The sequence below is a fragment of the Kocuria coralli genome, assembly GCF_008831305.1.
Lineage (GTDB): Bacteria > Actinomycetota > Actinomycetes > Actinomycetales > Micrococcaceae > Kocuria > Kocuria coralli.
This window is the reverse complement of record NZ_ML708626.1, coordinates 13,723-30,998: the sequence shown is the minus strand read 5'-3', so window position 1 is coordinate 30,998 and position 17,276 is coordinate 13,723. Positions and strand designations below refer to the sequence as shown.

At 71.4% G+C, this 17,276-nt stretch carries 16 protein-coding genes; 9 read left to right on the top strand and 7 right to left on the bottom strand.

The window, feature by feature from the left end:
* From FCK90_RS12920 to FCK90_RS12910, 3 genes are read right to left on the bottom strand one after another with little or no spacing between them, the layout of a single operon-like run.
* Positions 1-2,805, bottom strand: coding sequence for a molybdopterin-dependent oxidoreductase (locus tag FCK90_RS12920; RefSeq protein WP_343029900.1), 2,805 nt, complete (start codon positions 2,803-2,805; stop codon positions 1-3).
* Complete coding sequence (locus FCK90_RS12915; RefSeq protein ID WP_220433338.1) at positions 2,802-3,671, bottom strand: FAD binding domain-containing protein; 870 nt, start codon at positions 3,669-3,671, stop codon at positions 2,802-2,804. The genes FCK90_RS12920 and FCK90_RS12915 overlap by 4 nt, the downstream gene beginning before the upstream one ends.
* On the bottom strand, positions 3,668-4,768 hold the full coding sequence (locus FCK90_RS12910; protein WP_158034717.1) for an XdhC family protein: 1,101 nt from the start codon (positions 4,766-4,768) through the stop codon (positions 3,668-3,670). Before FCK90_RS12910 ends, FCK90_RS12915 begins: the two co-directional genes overlap by 4 nt.
* Positions 4,769-4,953: 185 nt before the next feature.
* Here FCK90_RS12910 and FCK90_RS12905 point away from each other — a divergent pair, with 185 nt between their 5' ends.
* Together FCK90_RS12905 and FCK90_RS12900 are read left to right on the top strand one after the other, a co-directional pair.
* On the top strand, positions 4,954-5,583 hold the full coding sequence (locus FCK90_RS12905; protein ID WP_158034716.1) for a tRNA-specific adenosine deaminase: 630 nt from the start codon (positions 4,954-4,956) through the stop codon (positions 5,581-5,583).
* Positions 5,576-6,250 (top strand): nucleotidyltransferase family protein, encoded by a 675-nt coding sequence (locus FCK90_RS12900; RefSeq protein WP_158034715.1) that lies wholly within the window; start codon positions 5,576-5,578, stop codon positions 6,248-6,250. The genes FCK90_RS12905 and FCK90_RS12900 overlap by 8 nt, the downstream gene beginning before the upstream one ends.
* A 3-nt stretch (positions 6,251-6,253) precedes the next feature.
* On the opposite strand, the gene FCK90_RS12895 is transcribed toward FCK90_RS12900, so the two are convergent.
* Both FCK90_RS12895 and FCK90_RS12890 read right to left on the bottom strand, forming a co-directional pair.
* Entirely contained in the window at positions 6,254-6,895 is a 642-nt protein-coding gene (locus FCK90_RS12895) for a TetR/AcrR family transcriptional regulator (RefSeq protein ID WP_158034714.1), read from the bottom strand.
* A 72-nt stretch (positions 6,896-6,967) separates the two neighbouring features.
* Positions 6,968-8,176: a hypothetical protein gene (locus FCK90_RS12890; RefSeq protein ID WP_158034713.1), complete on the bottom strand. Its 1,209-nt coding sequence runs from the start codon at positions 8,174-8,176 to the stop codon at positions 6,968-6,970.
* A 332-nt stretch (positions 8,177-8,508) separates the two neighbouring features.
* Between FCK90_RS12890 and FCK90_RS12885 the strand changes: the two genes are divergently transcribed.
* On the top strand, positions 8,509-9,933 hold the full coding sequence (locus FCK90_RS12885; protein WP_158034712.1) for a hypothetical protein: 1,425 nt from the start codon (positions 8,509-8,511) through the stop codon (positions 9,931-9,933).
* Positions 9,934-9,946: 13 nt separating this feature from the next.
* Here FCK90_RS12885 and FCK90_RS12880 read toward each other — a convergent pair whose 3' ends face one another.
* A complete protein-coding gene (locus tag FCK90_RS12880) occupies positions 9,947-10,888 on the bottom strand; it encodes an N-acetylglucosamine kinase (RefSeq protein WP_158034711.1) in 942 nt (313 codons plus the stop codon).
* A gap of 463 nt (positions 10,889-11,351) precedes the next feature.
* Between FCK90_RS12880 and FCK90_RS12875 the strand changes: the two genes are divergently transcribed.
* Together FCK90_RS12875 and FCK90_RS15435 are read left to right on the top strand one after the other, a co-directional pair.
* A complete protein-coding gene (locus FCK90_RS12875; protein WP_158034710.1) occupies positions 11,352-11,762 on the top strand; it encodes an RNA-binding S4 domain-containing protein in 411 nt (136 codons plus the stop codon).
* A 174-nt stretch (positions 11,763-11,936) separates the two neighbouring features.
* Entirely contained in the window at positions 11,937-12,104 is a 168-nt protein-coding gene (locus tag FCK90_RS15435; protein ID WP_181954317.1) for a hypothetical protein, read from the top strand.
* Here the strand turns inward: FCK90_RS15435 and FCK90_RS12870 are convergent.
* The gene (locus FCK90_RS12870) at positions 12,093-13,172 is read right to left on the bottom strand and encodes an ABC transporter permease (RefSeq protein ID WP_158034709.1); all 1,080 of its coding nucleotides are present in this window, start codon (positions 13,170-13,172) and stop codon (positions 12,093-12,095) included. The genes FCK90_RS15435 and FCK90_RS12870 overlap by 12 nt on opposite strands.
* A 168-nt stretch (positions 13,173-13,340) precedes the next feature.
* On the opposite strand from FCK90_RS12870, the gene FCK90_RS12865 reads away from it, so the two are divergent.
* The 4 genes from FCK90_RS12865 (at position 13,341) to FCK90_RS12850 (ending at position 17,220) form a co-directional block, all read left to right on the top strand.
* Complete coding sequence (locus tag FCK90_RS12865) at positions 13,341-14,720, top strand: MATE family efflux transporter (RefSeq protein ID WP_158034708.1); 1,380 nt, start codon at positions 13,341-13,343, stop codon at positions 14,718-14,720.
* A 138-nt stretch (positions 14,721-14,858) separates the two neighbouring features.
* Positions 14,859-15,740 (top strand): universal stress protein, encoded by an 882-nt coding sequence (locus tag FCK90_RS12860; RefSeq protein ID WP_158034707.1) that lies wholly within the window; start codon positions 14,859-14,861, stop codon positions 15,738-15,740.
* A gap of 252 nt (positions 15,741-15,992) precedes the next feature.
* Positions 15,993-16,535, top strand: coding sequence for a DUF805 domain-containing protein (locus FCK90_RS12855; protein ID WP_181954316.1), 543 nt, complete (start codon positions 15,993-15,995; stop codon positions 16,533-16,535).
* Between the two features lie 88 nt (positions 16,536-16,623).
* Entirely contained in the window at positions 16,624-17,220 is a 597-nt protein-coding gene (locus tag FCK90_RS12850; protein ID WP_158034705.1) for a hypothetical protein, read from the top strand.
* The last annotated feature ends 56 nt before the right edge of the window (positions 17,221-17,276 follow it).

Genomic DNA, 17,276 nt, shown 5'->3' with positions numbered 1-17,276 from the left:
CTAGGCCTGGCGACACCCTCTGCGGCCATCCGCCTCTCCCGAGAGCGCCTCCCACAGGACATCCCGGCGCATGGGCATGGAGCGCAGCCGCACGCCCGTCGCGTCCTGGATGGCGTTGGCCAGCGCGGGGGCCACGGGGTCGAACGGCGATTCGCTCATGGACTTGGCCCCCGACGGCCCCAGGGGATCGTAGGTGTCCGCGAAGTACACCTCGGTCTGCGGCACGTCCCCCATGGCGGGGATGTGGTAGTTGCGCAGGATCGTGGTGGTGACGGTCCCGCCCGGGTCGAGGCGGACCTCCTCGAACAGCGCCGCTCCCAGAGCCTGGGCGACCCCTCCCTGGATCTGGCCACGGCACTGATGTTCGTTGAGCACGGTCCCGGCATCGGCCGCCTGGACCGACTGCAGGATCCGCAGCTCCCCCGTCCCGGGATGGACGGCCACCCGGAACCCCTGGACGTTGAAGGCCACCGATCGCGGCGTGCCCCGCCAGGTCCCGGTGGCTGACAGCTCCCGCTCGCGGGCGGCGTGGAACCGGGCCAGATCCGACCAGGTCACACTGGGGCCGTCCCAGGCGGAGAGACCGCCGTCGACGACCTCCAGCCGGCTCCGGTGCACGCCCCATCGGGCGGCCACGATGCTTTGTGCCTGCTCCAGGAGGTTCCGGCACGCCTCCTCGACGGCGCGGCCGGCCACGGTGATCCCCGTGGAGCCGTAGGCACCGGTGTCGTGCTCGACCAGGTCGGTGTCCGACTGGCTCACGATCACCGCCCGGGGCGGCACGGCGAGCCGCGCGGCCACCAGGTCGCGCAGCACCGTGGAGGTCCCGTTGCCGAATTCGGCGGTGCCGACCTTCAGCCCGACCGTCCCGTCGGTGCGCACGGTGACCCGGGCGTCGGAGCGGTGCCCGTTGGGCGGGATGGTGTTGAGGGCCGAGAATGCAGTGCCCTCGCCGAGCAGCCAGTCCCCGGAGGGCGCGTTGCCCTCAGGCCCCCGCCGCCCGCGGGCCAGGGCCGCGTCCACCAGGTCGAAGCACTGGTCCAGGCCGTAGCTGCCGATCACCACGTCCCGTTCGGAGGACCGCGCCGGGTCCGCGTGGGTGGTCACCAGCGGATCGTCCGGCCCGATGGCGTTGAGTCGGCGCATCCGCCCCGGCTCCAGCCCGGCGCGGCGGGCGAGTTCGTCCATCGCGGACTCCACGGCCCATACGGTCTGGCTCAGGCCGTAGCCGCGGAATGCCCCGGACGGGACCTGGTGCGTGTAGACGCTGGCGATGTCGATGCGCTTGGCGGGGGCTCTGTACATGGCCGTGGACTCGCCCACGGCGTGGAACATCACGCCCACCCCGTGGTTGCCGTAGGCCCCGGTGTTCATCAGGGCGTCCAGATGCAGCGCCGTCAGCCGGCCGGAGGCGTCGCATCCCAGGCGCACCCTGACCCGCATGGGATGCCGGGTCGCCGTCGAGGTGAACTGCTCGCCGCGGGTGTGCTCGAGCTGGACGGGGCGGCGGAGCCTGAGTGCGGCCAGGGCGACCAGGTCCTCGGTGAAGATCTCCTGCTTGGAGCCGAAGCCCCCGCCCACCCGGCCGGTCACCACCCTGATCCGGTCCTTGGGGAGGCCGAAGACGTGGTACAACGTGCGCCGCGTCAGGAAGGGGACCTGACTCGAGGTGCGGATGGTGAGCCGCCCGTCGTCGTCGAACCAGGCCACGGAGGCATGGGTCTCCATCGTGACGTGGGCGGTTCTCGGGGAGGTGTAGACGGCGTCGTGGACGTGCGCCGAGGCCGCCAGCGCGGCCTCCACGTCGCCCACCTCCGTGTGCAGCTCGGCCACCGTATTGCTCGCGGGGTCGGCGATCCGTGCCCGCCCGCCGTCCTTGTCACCGTGCACCAGGGGCGTGCCGGGCCTCCGTGCCGCCTCCGGGTCCTGCAGATCCGGGAGCACCTCCCAGTCGACCACGAGCGCGCGGACCCCGGCTTCGGCGGCTCTCACCGTCTCCCCGACGACGACGGCGGCCCGCTGGCCGGCGAAACGCATGACGCGATCCAGCACCCTCGTATCGTCCGGGTCGTCGGTGCGCTGCTCGTGCTGGCCGGTCGAGAACAGCACGTCGGGAGAGTCCTCCCAGGTCAGTACCGTCAGGACGCCGGGAGTCTCCAGTGCGGCAGTGGTGTCGATGCTCCGGATGCGGGCATGGGCGTACGGGCTGCGCAGGACCTTCAGGTGGGCCACCGCCTGCTGGGCCCCCGGCGGCAGGTCCAGGGTGAAGCGCGCGCGGCCCGTGACCACCTCCTCGGCTCCCGGTGCGCGGGCGGACATGGTCCGTCCGCACTCGCCGCCGGCGTCCGGACCGCCGTCCGGGGTGGTGTTGACCGTGCCCTCCAGGGCGTCGCGGATCGAGCAGTAGCCGGTGCAGCGGCACAGGTTCCCCTTGAGACTGCGCTCCGGGTCCGCCCGCTGCTCCTCCGTCATGGCGGCAGCGGTCATCACCATCCCCGACGTGCAGAACCCGCACTGGAAACCCTGGGCGGCGGCGAAGGCCTGCTGCACGGGGTGCGGTTGCCCGGGTGAGCCCAGCCCGGCCGAGGTGGTGACCTCCTGGCCCACGGCACGCATGGCCGGGATCACGCAGGAGTGGACGGCCTGACCGTTGAGGTGAACGGTGCAGGCCCCGCAGTCGCCCGCGTCGCATCCCTTCTTGACGCCCGTCGCACCGTGCTCGCGTACGTAGGTCCGCAGGCACTGGCCGGGGTGGGGGAGTTCTTCGACCTCGTGTCCATCGAGGCGCATCCGGCCGGGGCTCACGTGATCTCCAGGGGGTCGGCCGGCGCCGGGCCGGTCAGCTCCGCGAAGATCTCGCGTGCGAAGCGCAGGGACATGTGACGGCGCCAGGCGGGTGCGCCGTGGAGGTCCTCGAACCAGCCCCCGGGGCTCTCCCGCACCTCCCGGTCCAGGGCCGCCGCGGCCTCGTCGGGCGTCAGGGACGCGGGCAGCTCGAGCGGCAGGGGTCGCGGGGTGCTGGCTGTGAGCGTCAGCCGGATCGTGCCTGCGGCCTGGGCCTGCCCGGCAGCCGGTGCGGTGCGTCCCACCAGCAGGGCCGCCGAGCGTCCACGGGAGGTCAGCGACGCCCGGCGCAAGGTGGCCCGGCTCCTCAACGCGACCCCGGCGACGTGGAACGAGCGGATCAGCGCCCCGGGGGTCAGCGCCGTGCGCCCGTTGCCGACCACCAGGTCGGCGACCGGGATGTCCCGCACCACGCCACCGCGCTCCCAGATCCTGGCGACGGCCCCCAGACCCGCGAGCCACGATGTCATCGGCCCGGCGGGCAGCGCGGTGGCCACGTTGCCGCCCACGGTGGAGGTGTGCCAGATCTTCCAGGACGCCACGAAGCACTCGCAGGCGGGGCGGACGATGCGCAGGGCCGGGTGGGCCGCGATGGTCTCCTCCCGGCCGCAGTACTCGTAGAGCTCCGCGATGGTGCACGTGGCCGCGATCTCCAGCTCGTCGTCGTGCAGCGCGATCGGAGGCCAGCCCGCCGTGGTGATGTCCAGCAGGCGGGTGATGGAATCCGAGCCGTAGGAGAACAGCACGGTGCCGCCGGCCAGCCAGGCGTCAGCGGGCCGGAAGTCGTCGGGATCGGTGCTCTCGGCCCATGCGGTCACAGCGCTCATGTCCATGACCCGGCCACCTCCGGGTGCTCGCCGGCCTGCACGGATCCGGCGAGCGTTTCCGCCGCCGCACCGGCACGGCGGGCATGGACCGCCCCGGTGGTCGTGTGCAGCGGTGACACGGAACCCTCGCGGCCGTGGCGGCGGGCGACGATCTCCGCGGCGATGGCCACGGCTATCTCCGGCGGGGTGCGCGCGCCCAGGTCCAGTCCGACGGGCGAGTGCAGCGCGGCCAGGCTGCGGGCGTGCCCCAGCGCCCGCAGCGACGCGCGCCGAGCGGCGTCCGTGGCGCGGGAACCCAGCGCACCGACGTACCCGGCCCGGGAGCTCAGCGCCAGATCGAGGACGGGGGCGTCGAAGCGGGTGTCGTGGGCCAGCATCAGGACGACGTCGGAGGCGGTGAGCTCCCCAGCCCGGGCGGTCATATGCGCGATGGGGGACTCCACCTCCACCTGGCAGCCGGGGAACCGGGCGGGGTCGGTGAAAGCCCGCCGGGGATCGCAGAGCTCCACCGAGTACCCCAGGACGAGCAGTTGCCGGGCGACGGCGGCGCTGAAGGCATTGACGCCGTAGAGCAGCGCTCGCGGGGCGGGGGACAGCGACTCGTAGTGCGCGTGCAGCGCGGGGAGGGGGCGTCCCAGGTCGTCCCGGCTCTCGCCGGCCCCGGCGTCGCTCCAGCGCCACCTGGCCACGGGATCCGCGGCCTCCTCCTCGCTGGTTCCCTCCCCGCCGCTCCAGGCCAGGCGGGCGATCCCGTGGCCGGAGGCAGCGGGACACAGCCCCAGGAGCGTGACCCGGTCCGCCGGGGCGACGACGACCGTGATGGTGCCACCGCAGGCCAGGCCGATCCCGAACGGGTCCTCCGGGGCGTAGCCGAACACGTGGATCGAGGACCTCCCGTCCTCCAGGGCGGCGCGGCAGGCCTCCAGCACCTCCGAGTCGACGCACCCGCTGGAGAGCGACCCGATCACGGCCTCCTCCTCCGTCAGGGCCATCGACGTCCCGGCGCCGGAGGGAGCCGACCCCGACACGTCCACGATGGTGGCGATGCCCAGCCGGGAACTCCGGGACTCCAGGCATGCCCTCAGAATCTCGAGCATGATCCCTCCCTGGGTGTAGGCGGGTGCAGGCGGGTGCAGCCGCCGTGCGGATGCTGATGGCGCGAGACTAGGGAGACGAGGTTTCACGACGATTGCTCCGCGTTTCCCCTCTGTGAAGCCGGGCCCGGGTGGTTCCGGTACCCGGGCGCAACACGTTCGTCATACCGGCCGTGTGTGATGGGGCCATGAACGCATCCTCCGAACCGGCTCCCATCGCATCCTTCGGCTGCTCCGTTCCCGGCTGGGTCGGGGAAGAGCTCCGGGCCTTCCCGGCGCGGCTGACCTCCGACGCGCAGAAGGTCCAACTGGTCAACCGGCTCGCGGAGCTGAACTGGCGCGACGGCGGCGGGGGCCCCTTCGCCGCCCTGGTGGTCGGCCGCGAGACGGGACAGGTCGTGGCCGCCGGCGTGAACCGGGTACTGGCCTCCGGGCTGTCGGTCGCTCACGCGGAGGTCGTGGCGCTGTCCCTGGCCCAGGTCGAACGCGGCCAGTGGGACCTGGGAGCAGCCGGGAGCGAGCCGACCGAGCTGGTGGTCAACTGGCGCACGTGCGTCCAGTGCTACGGGGCGGCGATGTGGTCGGGGATCACCCGCCTGGTGCTGGCCGGCCACGGTGACGAGGTCGAGGAGCTGACGGGCTTCGACGAGGGGCCGATGCCGGAGGACTGGATCGGGAAGTTCGAGGAGAGGGGCATCGAGGTGGTGCCCGAGGTGGACCGGCTCTCGGCGCTCGCGGTCTTCGAGGACTACAGGGCCGCCAAGGAGGCGGGCGAGGTGGTGGTCTACAACGCCCGCGGCACCGGGACGAATGTCTGACCCTCCGCAAGAGGGAACGTCCAGGGGGAAGCCTGCGGCCTGCGAACTCCGCGGGCTGGTGCTCGCCGCCGGGTCCGGAGAGCGCCTGGGCCTCGGGCCGAAAGCGCTGCTGCGCATCGCACCCGGCGGGCGCACGCTGCTCGGGCACACCGTGGCCGTCCTGGCGGAGGCATGCCGGGACGTCGTCGTCGTGACCGGCGCGGGCGCTGCGGACGTGCGAACGTTCCTGAACCGCGTGCACCCGTCAGGGGTCACCGCGGTGGAGAACCCCCTCTGGCGCAGCGGGATGGCGAGCTCGCTCAGGGCTGGGGTGCGGGCCCTGGCGGCCGGGACGGGAGGAGATCGGGCGGTGCTGGTCGCCGTCGTCGACCAGCCGGGCCTGAGCGGGGAGATCGTGGAGCGTATCCTCGCAGCCCGTGTACCGGGCAGGGTGGTCGCTGCGGACTACGGAGGCGGCCCCCGTCACCCCGTGGTCTTCCCCGGCGGACTCCTGGAAGAAGCTGCGTCCCTGGCGCGCGGAGATGCGGGGGCCCGCTCATGGCTGCGCTCTCATCCGGGTCTCGTGGACCTGGTGGACTGCTCCGACCTCGACGACGGCTCGGACCTCGATCTCCCGGAGGACCTGGACCGGTGGAAGGCCAGGGTCCGCGACCACCGGTGTCCCTGAGGGTCAGATCTTGCTGCCGGAGGTCTCGACCTGCGGCTGCAGCAGCGCCGACCACTGGCTGGCCAGGGCGTCGAGGAAGTACTCCTCCTCCGGGACGGCCTCGTGCAGGACCAGCGACGAGAGGCAGCGCTCGGTCCCGAGCATCAGGCAGAGCATGTGGGCCTGCCGGGCCTTGAGCGTCCCGGAAGCGTACTCGGAGCCGTCGGGGGCGCGGCGCAGGGCCGGGAACTCCGCCGCGGTCCTCCGGCACATCTGCAGGCGGCTGCGATGGACATCGCTGTCCTCGCTGGTGGCCTGCTCCATGGCGTCGAGCTCCGCCGGATGGGCCCGCCACAACGCCACCACCCGGGTCAGCCAGTTCCGGCAGGAGTCCGGCGAATGGTCGGCCAGCTGGTCGAGCTGCAGGTAGATCCGCTCCAGTTCGGGGCGCAGGGTCAGCATCCACTCCAGCACGATCTCGGATTTCGAATGGAAGTACAGGTAGAGGTTGGCCCGGCTCGAACCGGCCGCGGCCGCCACCTGGGACATGGACGTGGCGCTGTATCCGTGTTCTCGGAACAGCGCGACGGCGGCTTCGACGAAGCGCTGACGTGTCTCCTCGGCGCGAGACAGGGGTCCTGACACGGCAGTGGTGTGGCCAATCATGGCACCAAGATACCCAGTGTGAGGCAACTCACATACTGCGCGGCACGGAGCGGAGGCCGGAGCCGCCTCAGATCAGATCAGCAGGCCCACCAGGATCAGGATGCCCACCAGGACTGCCGCCGTGATGGCCCAGTTCCGCAGGACGTTCTTCTCGTCGGCCTTCTGGGTGGGGGACATGGGGCCGTCGAAGAGAGCGCGGGGGTCATAGGCGCGGCGCGGGCCGGGGCCGGGCGGATCCTGGGTCTCGTCGGTGTCCCCGCTCCACTGCTTGTCCTCGAACCGGTCTCCGTAGCGTGGTTCGTCCGGTGGCCCGGATGCGCCGGCGTCCTGGTCGTTCCCGGCTGCGGGCGTGCCGCCCGCCGGTGCGTCGCCGAAGCCGACCGGCTTCCCGTGGTCCGGATCGTCACGGGGCTCCGGCGGCTGGTTCGCGGCGGGCTTCCCGGGACTCCCATGGCCCAGCAGATCGTTCAGGGCGTGGTCGTCGCGGGCCGACCACTGCGAGGGCTGGGCGTCGGAGGCGTGCTCGGGGTGATCGTCACCGGACGACGACGACGGCGGCCGCTCCGCCTCCGCCGGGTCCGGGCCCGCCCTCGGTGCGGGACCGGACGATGCCTCGGGCGAGGGCCCGTCTGCCGGGTGTGCGTCCGGTGGCGTGTTCGGGGAGAGGGGCGTGCTCGCCTCCGCGGCTCCGGGGGACGATGCCTCCGCCGCGCCGGGGGCCGACGTCGCCCTGGACTGCCGGGCCCGCTGGTCCGCGCGGCCCAGGGACTCGGTGAACTGGCGCAGCTCGTCCTTCCGCGCCCTGCTCGTGCCCCGCTGCTGGGCGAGCTGTACGGCGCGCTGGGAGACCTTCTGGAAGATGGCGCCGTCGTCGTCGACGCCCAGCTCGGCGGCCGCGCGGGCAGCAGCGAGGGGAGGCTCGGCGGGGGTGGCGGTCGACGCCCAGGTCAGGAGGGACACGATCACCGACTGCCCCACGGCCGTCCGGGCTTTCGCGCGAAGGTCCTCGGACCAGCGGAGCCCCAGGACCTCCGGGTCCCCGGTCTCCTCGGAGCCGATGGCATTCAGGCCGGACGCGTCGTCGAAACGGGCGGCCAGGATGACGGCGGCGGCGACCCGGTCCGCCGCGGTGTTCCCCGGCCCCGTGACCACTGCGCTCAGGGTGCTCTGCGCCTCAGCCCCGGCGGAGGCGAGGTTCCGCTGCAGGCCAGCTGGGTCCCCCGTGAAGGCGGAGGGCCGCCGGAGAGCGTCGTTGGCTGCCGAAGGGCTGACGTCGGCCACTGGGAATCACCTTTTTCGGTTCTGTGGTCGGGCGAGCGAACTGGAAAACACCAGTGTGGTTCCTGATCCGAGCCTACGCTGCCCTCTCCCGAGGCCCTAGCCATCCCCGCTCTGGGCGAAAAGCGGCGAAAAAGACGGCCGCGCACATCTATGTGCAGTGTCATGGAGATAACCCGAATTGGCTGCCGGTCTCGATTACAGTGAAGTGTTACCGATACTGTCCGCCGGGCTACGTGGCGTTGGTTTCCAGTCAGCGCGCCCTCCATGCATCCTCAGGGCGCCGGCTCCCCGAACCAGATCCGTACGTCTGATCCACGTCATGAGGAGTACCCATGGCTCGCACCTTCAACCCCCCGCCTAACTGGCCCAAGCCGCCGGAAGGGTGGGAACCGCCGCCGGGATGGCAGCCCGATCCGGCCTGGGGGCCAGCCCCGGAGGGCTGGCAGGTCTGGCTCGACGACGAACAGGCGCCCGCCGACTCCGCGGGTTCCGCGACCAGCACCACGGAGGGCGCGGAGGCGGCCTCCGGCGCTGCCGCGGCCGACGGCTCCCCCTCCGCTCCGTCCTTCGGGGACCAGGGAGCGGGGACGGGTACGAGCCGTATGCCCAAGCACCAGTCCGCCGCGGAGGAGCCGACCGCGCAGAGCACCGTGCACGGCTCTGAGACCACCCGGCGGGACTCCGGCGCCGGTCACGTCGCCGCCGGGGCGGCGGGCCAGCACACTCCGCAGGGCAGCGCCCCGCAGTACCAGGCGGCGGGCTCTTCCGGTTTCCCGCCGAGCACCGGCGGCCCGGGTGGGCCGGGAGGTCCCGGCAGTCCCGGCGGCCCCGGGAACGGCAAGAACGGTGGATCCAAGCTCCCGTGGATCCTGGGCGCCGTGATCATCCTGCTGGTCGTGGTCATGCTGATCCTGGTGCTGGCCCTGACCGGGGTGTTCCGCGGTTCGGACAGCGAGACCACCGGTGGGGAGGAGACGCAGTCCCAGACCCAGGCGCAGACCCCCGACGGCGGGGACGAGGTCACACCGGGCGGGATGGCCACCGCCGAGGCCACCCAGGGCGCTTCCGACGACCCCTCCGTCTCGGAGGAGGCGACCCGGATCAACGTGGACCCGGAGGGCGCCACCGAGATCGGCGACCTCGGTGATCCCGTGGAGACCTTCACCCAGGAGGACGGCGAGTTCGAGCTGCCCCGCCCCGACGGCGACGATGCGCCCCAGCTGATCTCGGTCGAGAACACGGGAGACGGCTTCCTGTCGTTCGAGGCGGAGCGCGCGGATGGCAGCGACGCCTTCATCAGCGGGGCCACTCGCGGTGAGCCGAACGTGCAGCTGGAGTCGACCTACTCCTTCGACCGGGGCAACCCGATCACCAAGGTCCGCTCCGAGGACGAGGGCGCTGAGTTCGAGCTCAAGGTCTACAGCCTCGATGCCTTGCAGAAGGTCGAGGGCGGCAGCATCAAGGGCGACGGGAACGCTGCCTTCCTGGTGGACGTCAAGGACGGCTCGACCTGGTACAAGATGAGCCATAACGGCACCTCGAACTTCATCGTCTACGCCGCCACCGACTACGAGGACGGGACGTACGGCGACCAGGAGCTGGCCGCCAACGAGATCGGCCGCACCGCGCTCTACACCGAGTACGGCGAGGGCCTGTGGCTGGTGTCCGTGGAGGCCGACGGCAAATGGGGTTTCGAGGAGACCACCGAGCAGATGGCCCGTGACGCCGCCGTCGCCGAGATCATGAACGACAACTGACCGCCTGGCCGGCTCAGCGAGAGCCGGCCAGGTGCAGGGCGCCCATCACGGGTTCCACGTCGAGCAGGCGGATATCCGTCAGGCCGCGGTCGGCGGCCAGCGAGACGAACGCGTTCTGGACGCAGCGCGAATGTCCCGCCAGACCGCCGCCGATCACCACCGGCCCGGTCACCGCGAGCCGTTCGGCGACGGCCCCGGCCAGGTCGACCAGTTCCGAGGCGGCCCGCCCAAGAAGCGCGCGTGCATCCACGTCGCCGGACTCGGCGCAGCGATCGACGACGGTCGCCAGCTCCGCCCACTCCGTGCGGTCCGGATCCGGATGGAAGTCGGAGATGAGCGCTGTCCGGTCCTCGAGCTGCCGGGCCCGGACGACGGCGCGGTCCAGGTCATCGGCCGGCACGCCTGAATCGGCGCGGTGCAGGGCCCGTCGCACGGCCTCGCGGGCCACCCACCAGCTGCTTCCCTCGTCGCCCAGGAGGTGGCCCCAGCCGCCCGCTCGCGCCTCGGTGCCGTCCGCGGTCCGCCCCCAGGCCACGGAGCCGGTGCCGGCGATCACCGAGATGCCCGTGTCCAGGCCTCCGGCGGCCAGGATCAGCCTGCTGTCGTGGACCACCGTGACTTGCCCGGGGCCGATCCCCGGTGCGGCGGCTGCGATCATCTCCCGCAGTCGCCGCTCGTCGGCCGGGGTGTCGACGCCACCGGAGCCGGCGATCACGCTGACCTGTTCCGGGTCCACCGCCTCGTCGATGCCCAGCTGGGCCAGCGTGCGCCGGATCTCCTCGCGCGCGGCCTCCAGGGGCACGTTCTGGGGGTTGGCGCTACCCCCTTTCGCCGTGCCGAGGACCTCCCACGTGCCGGGGTCTCCAGGATCCCGGGCGGAACCGGACTGCGTCTCGGCCCGTATGCCGAGGGTCGAGGTACCACCGATGTCCAAACCGAAAAGCGTGCGTTGCATGATGACGTCCTCATGGGTCTGATGGTCGGCACGGGAAAACCCCGCAGCGTCGCGATCGCTACGGGGTTCCTGTTGTGTTGATCCTACTGCGGGTTCGGCATTGCCACCGTGCTTTGATCTCGATGGTTTATGCCTGCGTCGCTGACTGCGTCGTCGGCCTTTTGATGTCCCGTTCGGTTCCAACGGGTTCAATTCGTCATCCTGGCGACGGTCGCGTACTGCTCCGGCCTATTAGCAAACGGCTTCTGCAGCCTTGCCCGTTTCGGTCTCGCTCAGTGTCCGCATCTCCATTCGAACTCCTCTCGCTCGACAACTTCTACGGGTAATTTACGTCCAGGTCTCCGGGTGATCAAGACCACTGCGCATTCTCCGAGATTTTTTTCGGCCGGGGTGGAGGCTTCGTGGCACGTCCCGGTGACACGGTTATTTGCCCTGAGGCCCGGCCGGGGAGACCATGACGGACATGGCCTCACCGCACAGCTCGAGCCCTGTCACAGGTGCCCAGGACTCCGGTCCCTCCAGCGTCCGCCTGGACGTCTGGCTGTGGTCCGTCCGGATCTTCAAGACCCGCGCCGCTGCCACCACGGCCTGCCGCGCGGGTCACGTGCGGCTCAACGACGCCCCCGTGAAGGCCTCCCAGGCGGTACGGGTGGGGGACCGCGTCGTCGTCCGCCGTCCGGGGTGGCAGCAGGTCCTCGACGTCCGGAAGCTCATCCTCAAGCGCGTCGGGGCCCCGGTCGCCCGGGAGTGCTACGAGGACCTCTCCGCGCCGCCGCCCCCGCAGATCCGGGCGGCGGTCCCGCGTCGCGATCCCGGTGCCGGCAGACCCACGAAGAAGGACCGGCGCAAGCTCGACGAGCTTCGGGGCCACTGACCGCTGCCGCGCCCTGAGACGGGCCACGGTGGGGCGGGCGGCGGTCAGTCGTCCTGAGGCCGGCGCCACAGGTAGCCGAAGATCGACGCGGCCTCGTCCCGTCGCTCGTAGATGTCCCGTTCGGCCTCGGCCTTGGACGGGGCGCCCGTCCTCCGGCGGGAGGGAGCGCGCGACGTGGCGGAGTCGGGTGCGGCGGTCTCCGCCGCAGCGCCGTCGGTGCCGCGGGAGCGCAGGCCCTTGCTGCGGCCCCGGCCCGTCGCCTCGGGCCTGCCCCCGCGCCTGCCCGCACCGCGGGTCGTGGGTGCCGCATCCTCCGCCTCCCCGCCGGAGCTACCCCCCTGACTTGCGCTGGCGGGCGCGGCGGGCGCGTTCCGCCGACCGGTCCACCAGCACCACCTGTGGTTGGGTGTCCGGTTCGTGCCCGGCGCCGCGGGACGCGCGTCTGCGCGAGCGGCGCCGGTCGTGCCGTTCGTCCTGACGGCCGTGGTCCGCGTACTCGGGGCCGTGATCGGGGTCGCGGTACACGGGGATCAGATCGGTGGTGTCCTCGGGGTCGTCGTATCGCCGCGAGGCCTCCACCCGGACATCGTTGCCGCCGCCGTTGCGGTGGTCGTCGTCGGCCATGGCCTGACGCAGTTGCAGCTCGCGCTGATAGGGATCCGGGTGCGGCGGAGGCCGGTAGGAGGGTTCGTCGTCGTCCCAGGCCTCGTCCGCGGTGATGACGGTCTCGCCACCGATGTCGCCACGGGACTCGGTGCGGGAACCGGAGCCGGGCGAGTTCCGCCGGCTCCCGGGGTTCGCTCCCCGGCGGCGTTGATCCACCCGGTAGTCCTGCAGCGCCGTCCATGCCCGCCACGTGCGCCAGCCGAGCCACGCCAGGGTCACGAGCAGGATCGCGGAGGCACCGCCGTATCCGGTGGCGACCCAGATCATGAGACCCAGGGCGACCACCATGCCTGCCAGCAGAGGGACGAGGGCCACGGGGGTCTGCACGGGGACCCACCCCAGGGTCCTGGCCGAGAAGGCACCCGAGTCCGGACCGCGCTCGGGTTTCCAATTGCGCACGCGCACGCCCCGCAGGACGTCCTCGTGCTCCCCGGGATCCCACGATGCCGCCCCGTGAGCGAGCAGAAGGCGATCGGTCGAGGTGAACGCCGTGAGCATCAGGTGGAGGCCGATCGCAAGGCACCCCACGGGCCATCCGACGGCGAACCAGATCGCCAGGACCTTCAGGATCGGGGCGGTCCCGGAGGCGTCGTGGACGCGGAAGCTGAGCATCGTCCACGTCAGATAGAGCAGGGCGCAGGCGAACGCGACCAGGCACAGCCCGTTGACCAGCGCCCGGACGCGCAGAGGGGGCCAGGAAGGCAGGGAACCGTGGTGGAGACGACCCCGGACTGAGCGGGCCATGGGCTCCTCCTGGGGCCGGAGAGGGGAAGTACATCCGCCAGGCTAGCAACCGGGGACAGGAGCGGTACGGTGGGGCACGATTTTGGTGGAGCACGCGCGGATCGCGCCCGGACGCCGCGTCCGGGCGCACGAGGGAATGAGCGGCGGCATGAAGGGAGCGATGAGTCCATGAGCGGTGCCCGGGTGCAGCGGCGAACCGTGCCGCGAGCCGGCCTCAACCGCCGCATCCTGGGGCTGGCGATTCCCGCCTTCGGCGCCCTGATCGCCGAGCCCCTGCTACTGCTGGCCGATACCGTGATCGTGAGCCGCCTCGGCACCGATCCGCTCGCAGGCGTGGCCCTGGCGACGGCGGTGGTGCAGACCGCGGTGGGGCTCATGGTGTTCCTGGCCTACTCGACCACCCCCGCCGTCGCCAAGCACCTCGGTGCCGGCCGGATGGCCGAGGCCCTCGCCGTCGGCCGCGACGGGCTCTGGCTGGGAGCCCTGCTGGGCGTCCTGCTCGCCGGGGCGGGTGCTGCCGGAGGCCGGGCCCTGCTGACGGCCATGGGCGGCCAGGGCGCCGTACTGGATCAGGCCACGACCTATCTCCACTGGTCGCTGCCCGGCCTGCCCGCCATGCTCATGGTCACCGCGGGCATGGGTGTGCTGCGGGGGCTGCAGGACACCAGGACGCCGCTGATCATCGCGGCGGCCGGCGCCGTCGTGAACGTCGGCACCAACGTGCTCCTGGTCTACGGCCTCGGGCTGGGCGTCGCGGGCGCCGCCATGGGCACCAGCGCCACGCAGTGGCTGATGGCCGCGGCCTTCGTCGTCCTGCTGACCGTCCGCTCCCGGCGCCACGGCGTCGGCATCGGGACCACTGCCCGCCGGATCGGCTCGCTCATGGGGGTCGGGAGCTGGCTCATGCTCCGCACCGTCTCCCTGAGGGCGGCGCTTCTGCTGACGGTCGTGGTGGTCACCGCCCAGGGGCCGGAGAACCTCGCCGCCTACCAGCTGGTGATGACCATCTTCAACGTCATGGCCTACGCCCTGGACGCGCTCGCGATCGCGGCCCAGGCACTGGTCGGCAAGGAGACCGGGGCGCGGCGGCTCACCGCCGCCGGACAGGAGGGCGTGGACGAACGGGCCGAGGTACGGCATCTGACCCGCAGAATCCTCGTGTTCGGCCTCTGGTTCGGGGTGGTCACAGGCCTGGTGGTCGGCTTGCTGCTGCCCTGGACGGCGCCCCTGCTCACCCCCGCGGAGGAGGTGCAGAGTCTGTTCTCGGTGGCGCTGCTGGTCGTCGCCGTGGGCCAGCCCCTGGCCTCCTGGGTCTTCGTGCTGGACGGGGTGCTGATCGGTGCCGGGGATGCCCGTTATCTGGCCGTCGCCGGGGTGATCAACCTGATCGTCTACCTGCCGCTGCTGGCGGCGGTGCATCTCGCGCACCTGAGTTCGGTGACGGGGCTGGTGTGGCTGTGGGCGGCTTACGCCTTTGGATTCATGGGTGCGCGCGCCGTGACCCTCGGGCTGAGGGCGCACGGCGACCGATGGCTCCTGCGGGCCTGACGGTGGCCAAACGTTGCCATTTTCCCGGGCCCGCGAACAGCAGAAAACATAGAATGGAAACGGAGAGGCGAAGGCGCCGATCTGGGTGACCGTCCCAAACGTCTCGTCCTCCCTAAACCCAGAAGAGAGGGCTGTGTGATGACCGAGAAGATTCTCGTCGGGTATGACGGCTCTGCATTTGCGGAGCAGGCATTGGATTGGGCCATCAACGAGGCCAAGGCATCTGATGCGCGGATGACCGTCGTGGTCTCGACCGGCCGCCCCGTCGTTGCCGATGCAGCGATTACCGGCCCGTTCCTCGAGAAGATCGAGGAGGAGGCCGAAGAGACCGCGAAAGCGGGTGTGCAGAAGGCGCTGGATGCCGGCGTCAAGGCGGAAGGCGTCCTGGAACGCGGCGATGTGGCCGGCGTCCTGGTGCACGATTCCAGCAGCAACTCGCTGATCGTCCTGGGCAAGCGGGGCCTGCACGGCATCCGAGGTCGCCTGGGATCCGTGTCGGCGGCGACCGCCGCGCACGCCAAATGCCCCGTGATCGTGCTGCCGGACGGCTGGGAGCCCCAGGAGGGCGACTTCTCCGGACGCGTGGTGCTGGCCGTGGACAAGCTGGGGCCCAAGTCCCCCGCGGTCAAGCACGCCGCCAGGTACGCCGCGCGGCACGGCAAGAGCCTGTCGATCGTGACCGTGATCCCCACGATCACCTCCCTGCCGTCGGGCTCGGCAGAACTGGACAAGGCCATCGCCGACCAGCTGACCGAACCCGCGCGCACCCTGTGCCATGAGGTGGAGAAGGTCGCGCTGGAGCAGGCGGAGGGGCTGGACACCAGCGTTCACGTGCTCTCCGGTCGGCCGGCCGATGCCCTGGTCGAAGCCTCCGGATCCGCGGACCTGGTGGTCCTGGGCACCCGCGGTCATGGCGGCTTCCGCGGCCTCCTGGTGGGTTCGGTCTCCCAGGCCGTCCTCGTGGACGCCGCCTGCCCGGTCATGGTGGTTCCCAACAAGTACGAGGCCGACGCCGAATAGCGCGGCCAGCGGCCTACCCCAGCCCATCGGAACGGGCACGGGGTAGGTCCGCCCCGGCGCTCAGGGCGTGTGCTCGTGTGCATTCGATGACGAAGGCGCTCGAGCGCACGCCCTCGCCGTGTCGGCCCCGGCCCCAAATCCTTTTGTCTTTCCATACATTTGCACTTGTAATTTAACGTCACGTGCATGGGGCCGCCTGCTCCCGGGTCTACGTTTGCCTTTGTCAAAATCGGCCCTCACCAGGGAGCAGACATGAGCTACGGCATCGACCCCCAGGAATCCTCACCCGGCCATGCCGGCGCATCCGCACCTTCGTTCACCCCGGCCGCCTACGGCCGGCAGCCCTACCCGTACCCCACCGGGTCCCAGCCCGGTGAGCCGGTCACCTTCGCGGGTGCCGTCAGGAACTTCTTCCGCAAGTACGCCCAGTTCTCCGGCCGGGCCTCCCGGTCCGAGTTCTGGTGGGCCTACCTGGCTCAGGTGCTGCTGCTGCTCGCGATGGCGGTCGTCTGGGTGGTCGCGGTGGTCGTCGTCGTCACCCGCGCGGAGAACAGCGCCGGGGGTCAGCCCAATGCCGGGGCGGTCTCCATGATGTTCGGACTGCTCGCGGTGATCAGCCTGATCGGTCTGGCCCTGGTCGTCCCCAACATCTCGTTGACCGTCCGTCGCCTGCACGACACCGGTAAATCGGGCTGGTACTACTTCCTGTCCTTCATCCCGGGTGTCGGCGGCATCATCCTGCTGGTCCTGTGCGCCATGGAGCCCGATCCCTCCGGGGCGGCGTTCGACGCCTGAGCGGATCGGTCTACAGTGGCTGGGACATGATCGCCACCCGGCCCGGCCGGCGCGATCGCCGACCGGTATCGCTGAAAAGAAGGACTCCGTGACCCAGGAGCATTCCGCCGCCGCACTCCGCGCCCTGGCCGTTCCCACCCTGGTACGCGCCGGCGTGACCCTGGCCTTCGCGGCCTGCACCATCTTCATCACCGAGCCGTCGCACACGACGGGGACGTGGTTGCTGGCGCTGTGGTTCGCGGGCACCGGCCTGGGCATCCTGTGGACGGAGCGCCGGGGGTCGGGGCACGAGAGCCTGAGCCTGGGCGCCCTGGACGCCTCGCAGCGATCCACCGGCTACCTCGCGTTGCTGGGGGCGGTGGCGACGATCGCCTTCGGCGGATCCCTGACCGGACTGTCCCTGGTGGTCTCCCTGGTGCTCGTCCTGATCGGCCTACCGGAGCTGTGGGTCGGTTCCACCCGGCGCGGGTCGCATCCCCTGGGCCGTGACTGGTTGCTCACGGGCCTGGTGGGAACGGGGGCGGCCATCGGGGTGCTGCTCGTCTCCGGCATCGACATGCACGCCGTCCTGGGCGTGACGGGCGGTTCCGCGATCATCTCCGGGGTCTTCCTGCTGATTTCGGGGCTGACCCTGCGGCATGACGCACGGCAGCGCGAGGTCTCAGCGCGACCCGACGACGCCTGACCGCCCGAGGAGCGGCGCGTGGAGTGCCCCTCCCGTGGCCGCGTAGACTAGGCCGG

Bases quoted from the DNA above. Each gene is read 5' to 3' on its own strand.
- FCK90_RS12915 (WP_220433338.1), bottom strand. From the start codon at position 3,671: ATGAGCGCTGTGACCGCATGGGCCGAGAGCACCGATCCCGACGACTTC.
- FCK90_RS12910 (WP_158034717.1), bottom strand. From the start codon at position 4,768: ATGCTCGAGATTCTGAGGGCATGCCTGGAGTCCCGGAGTTCCCGGCTG.
- FCK90_RS12905 (WP_158034716.1), top strand. From the start codon at position 4,954: ATGAACGCATCCTCCGAACCGGCTCCCATCGCATCCTTCGGCTGCTCC.
- FCK90_RS12900 (WP_158034715.1), top strand. From the start codon at position 5,576: ATGTCTGACCCTCCGCAAGAGGGAACGTCCAGGGGGAAGCCTGCGGCC.
- FCK90_RS12895 (WP_158034714.1), bottom strand. From the start codon at position 6,895: ATGATTGGCCACACCACTGCCGTGTCAGGACCCCTGTCTCGCGCCGAG.
- FCK90_RS12885 (WP_158034712.1), top strand. From the start codon at position 8,509: ATGGCTCGCACCTTCAACCCCCCGCCTAACTGGCCCAAGCCGCCGGAA.
- FCK90_RS12880 (WP_158034711.1), bottom strand. From the start codon at position 10,888: ATGCAACGCACGCTTTTCGGTTTGGACATCGGTGGTACCTCGACCCTC.
- FCK90_RS12875 (WP_158034710.1), top strand. From the start codon at position 11,352: ATGGCCTCACCGCACAGCTCGAGCCCTGTCACAGGTGCCCAGGACTCC.
- FCK90_RS12870 (WP_158034709.1), bottom strand. From the start codon at position 13,172: ATGGCCCGCTCAGTCCGGGGTCGTCTCCACCACGGTTCCCTGCCTTCC.
- FCK90_RS12865 (WP_158034708.1), top strand. From the start codon at position 13,341: ATGAGCGGTGCCCGGGTGCAGCGGCGAACCGTGCCGCGAGCCGGCCTC.
- FCK90_RS12860 (WP_158034707.1), top strand. From the start codon at position 14,859: ATGACCGAGAAGATTCTCGTCGGGTATGACGGCTCTGCATTTGCGGAG.
- FCK90_RS12855 (WP_181954316.1), top strand. From the start codon at position 15,993: ATGAGCTACGGCATCGACCCCCAGGAATCCTCACCCGGCCATGCCGGC.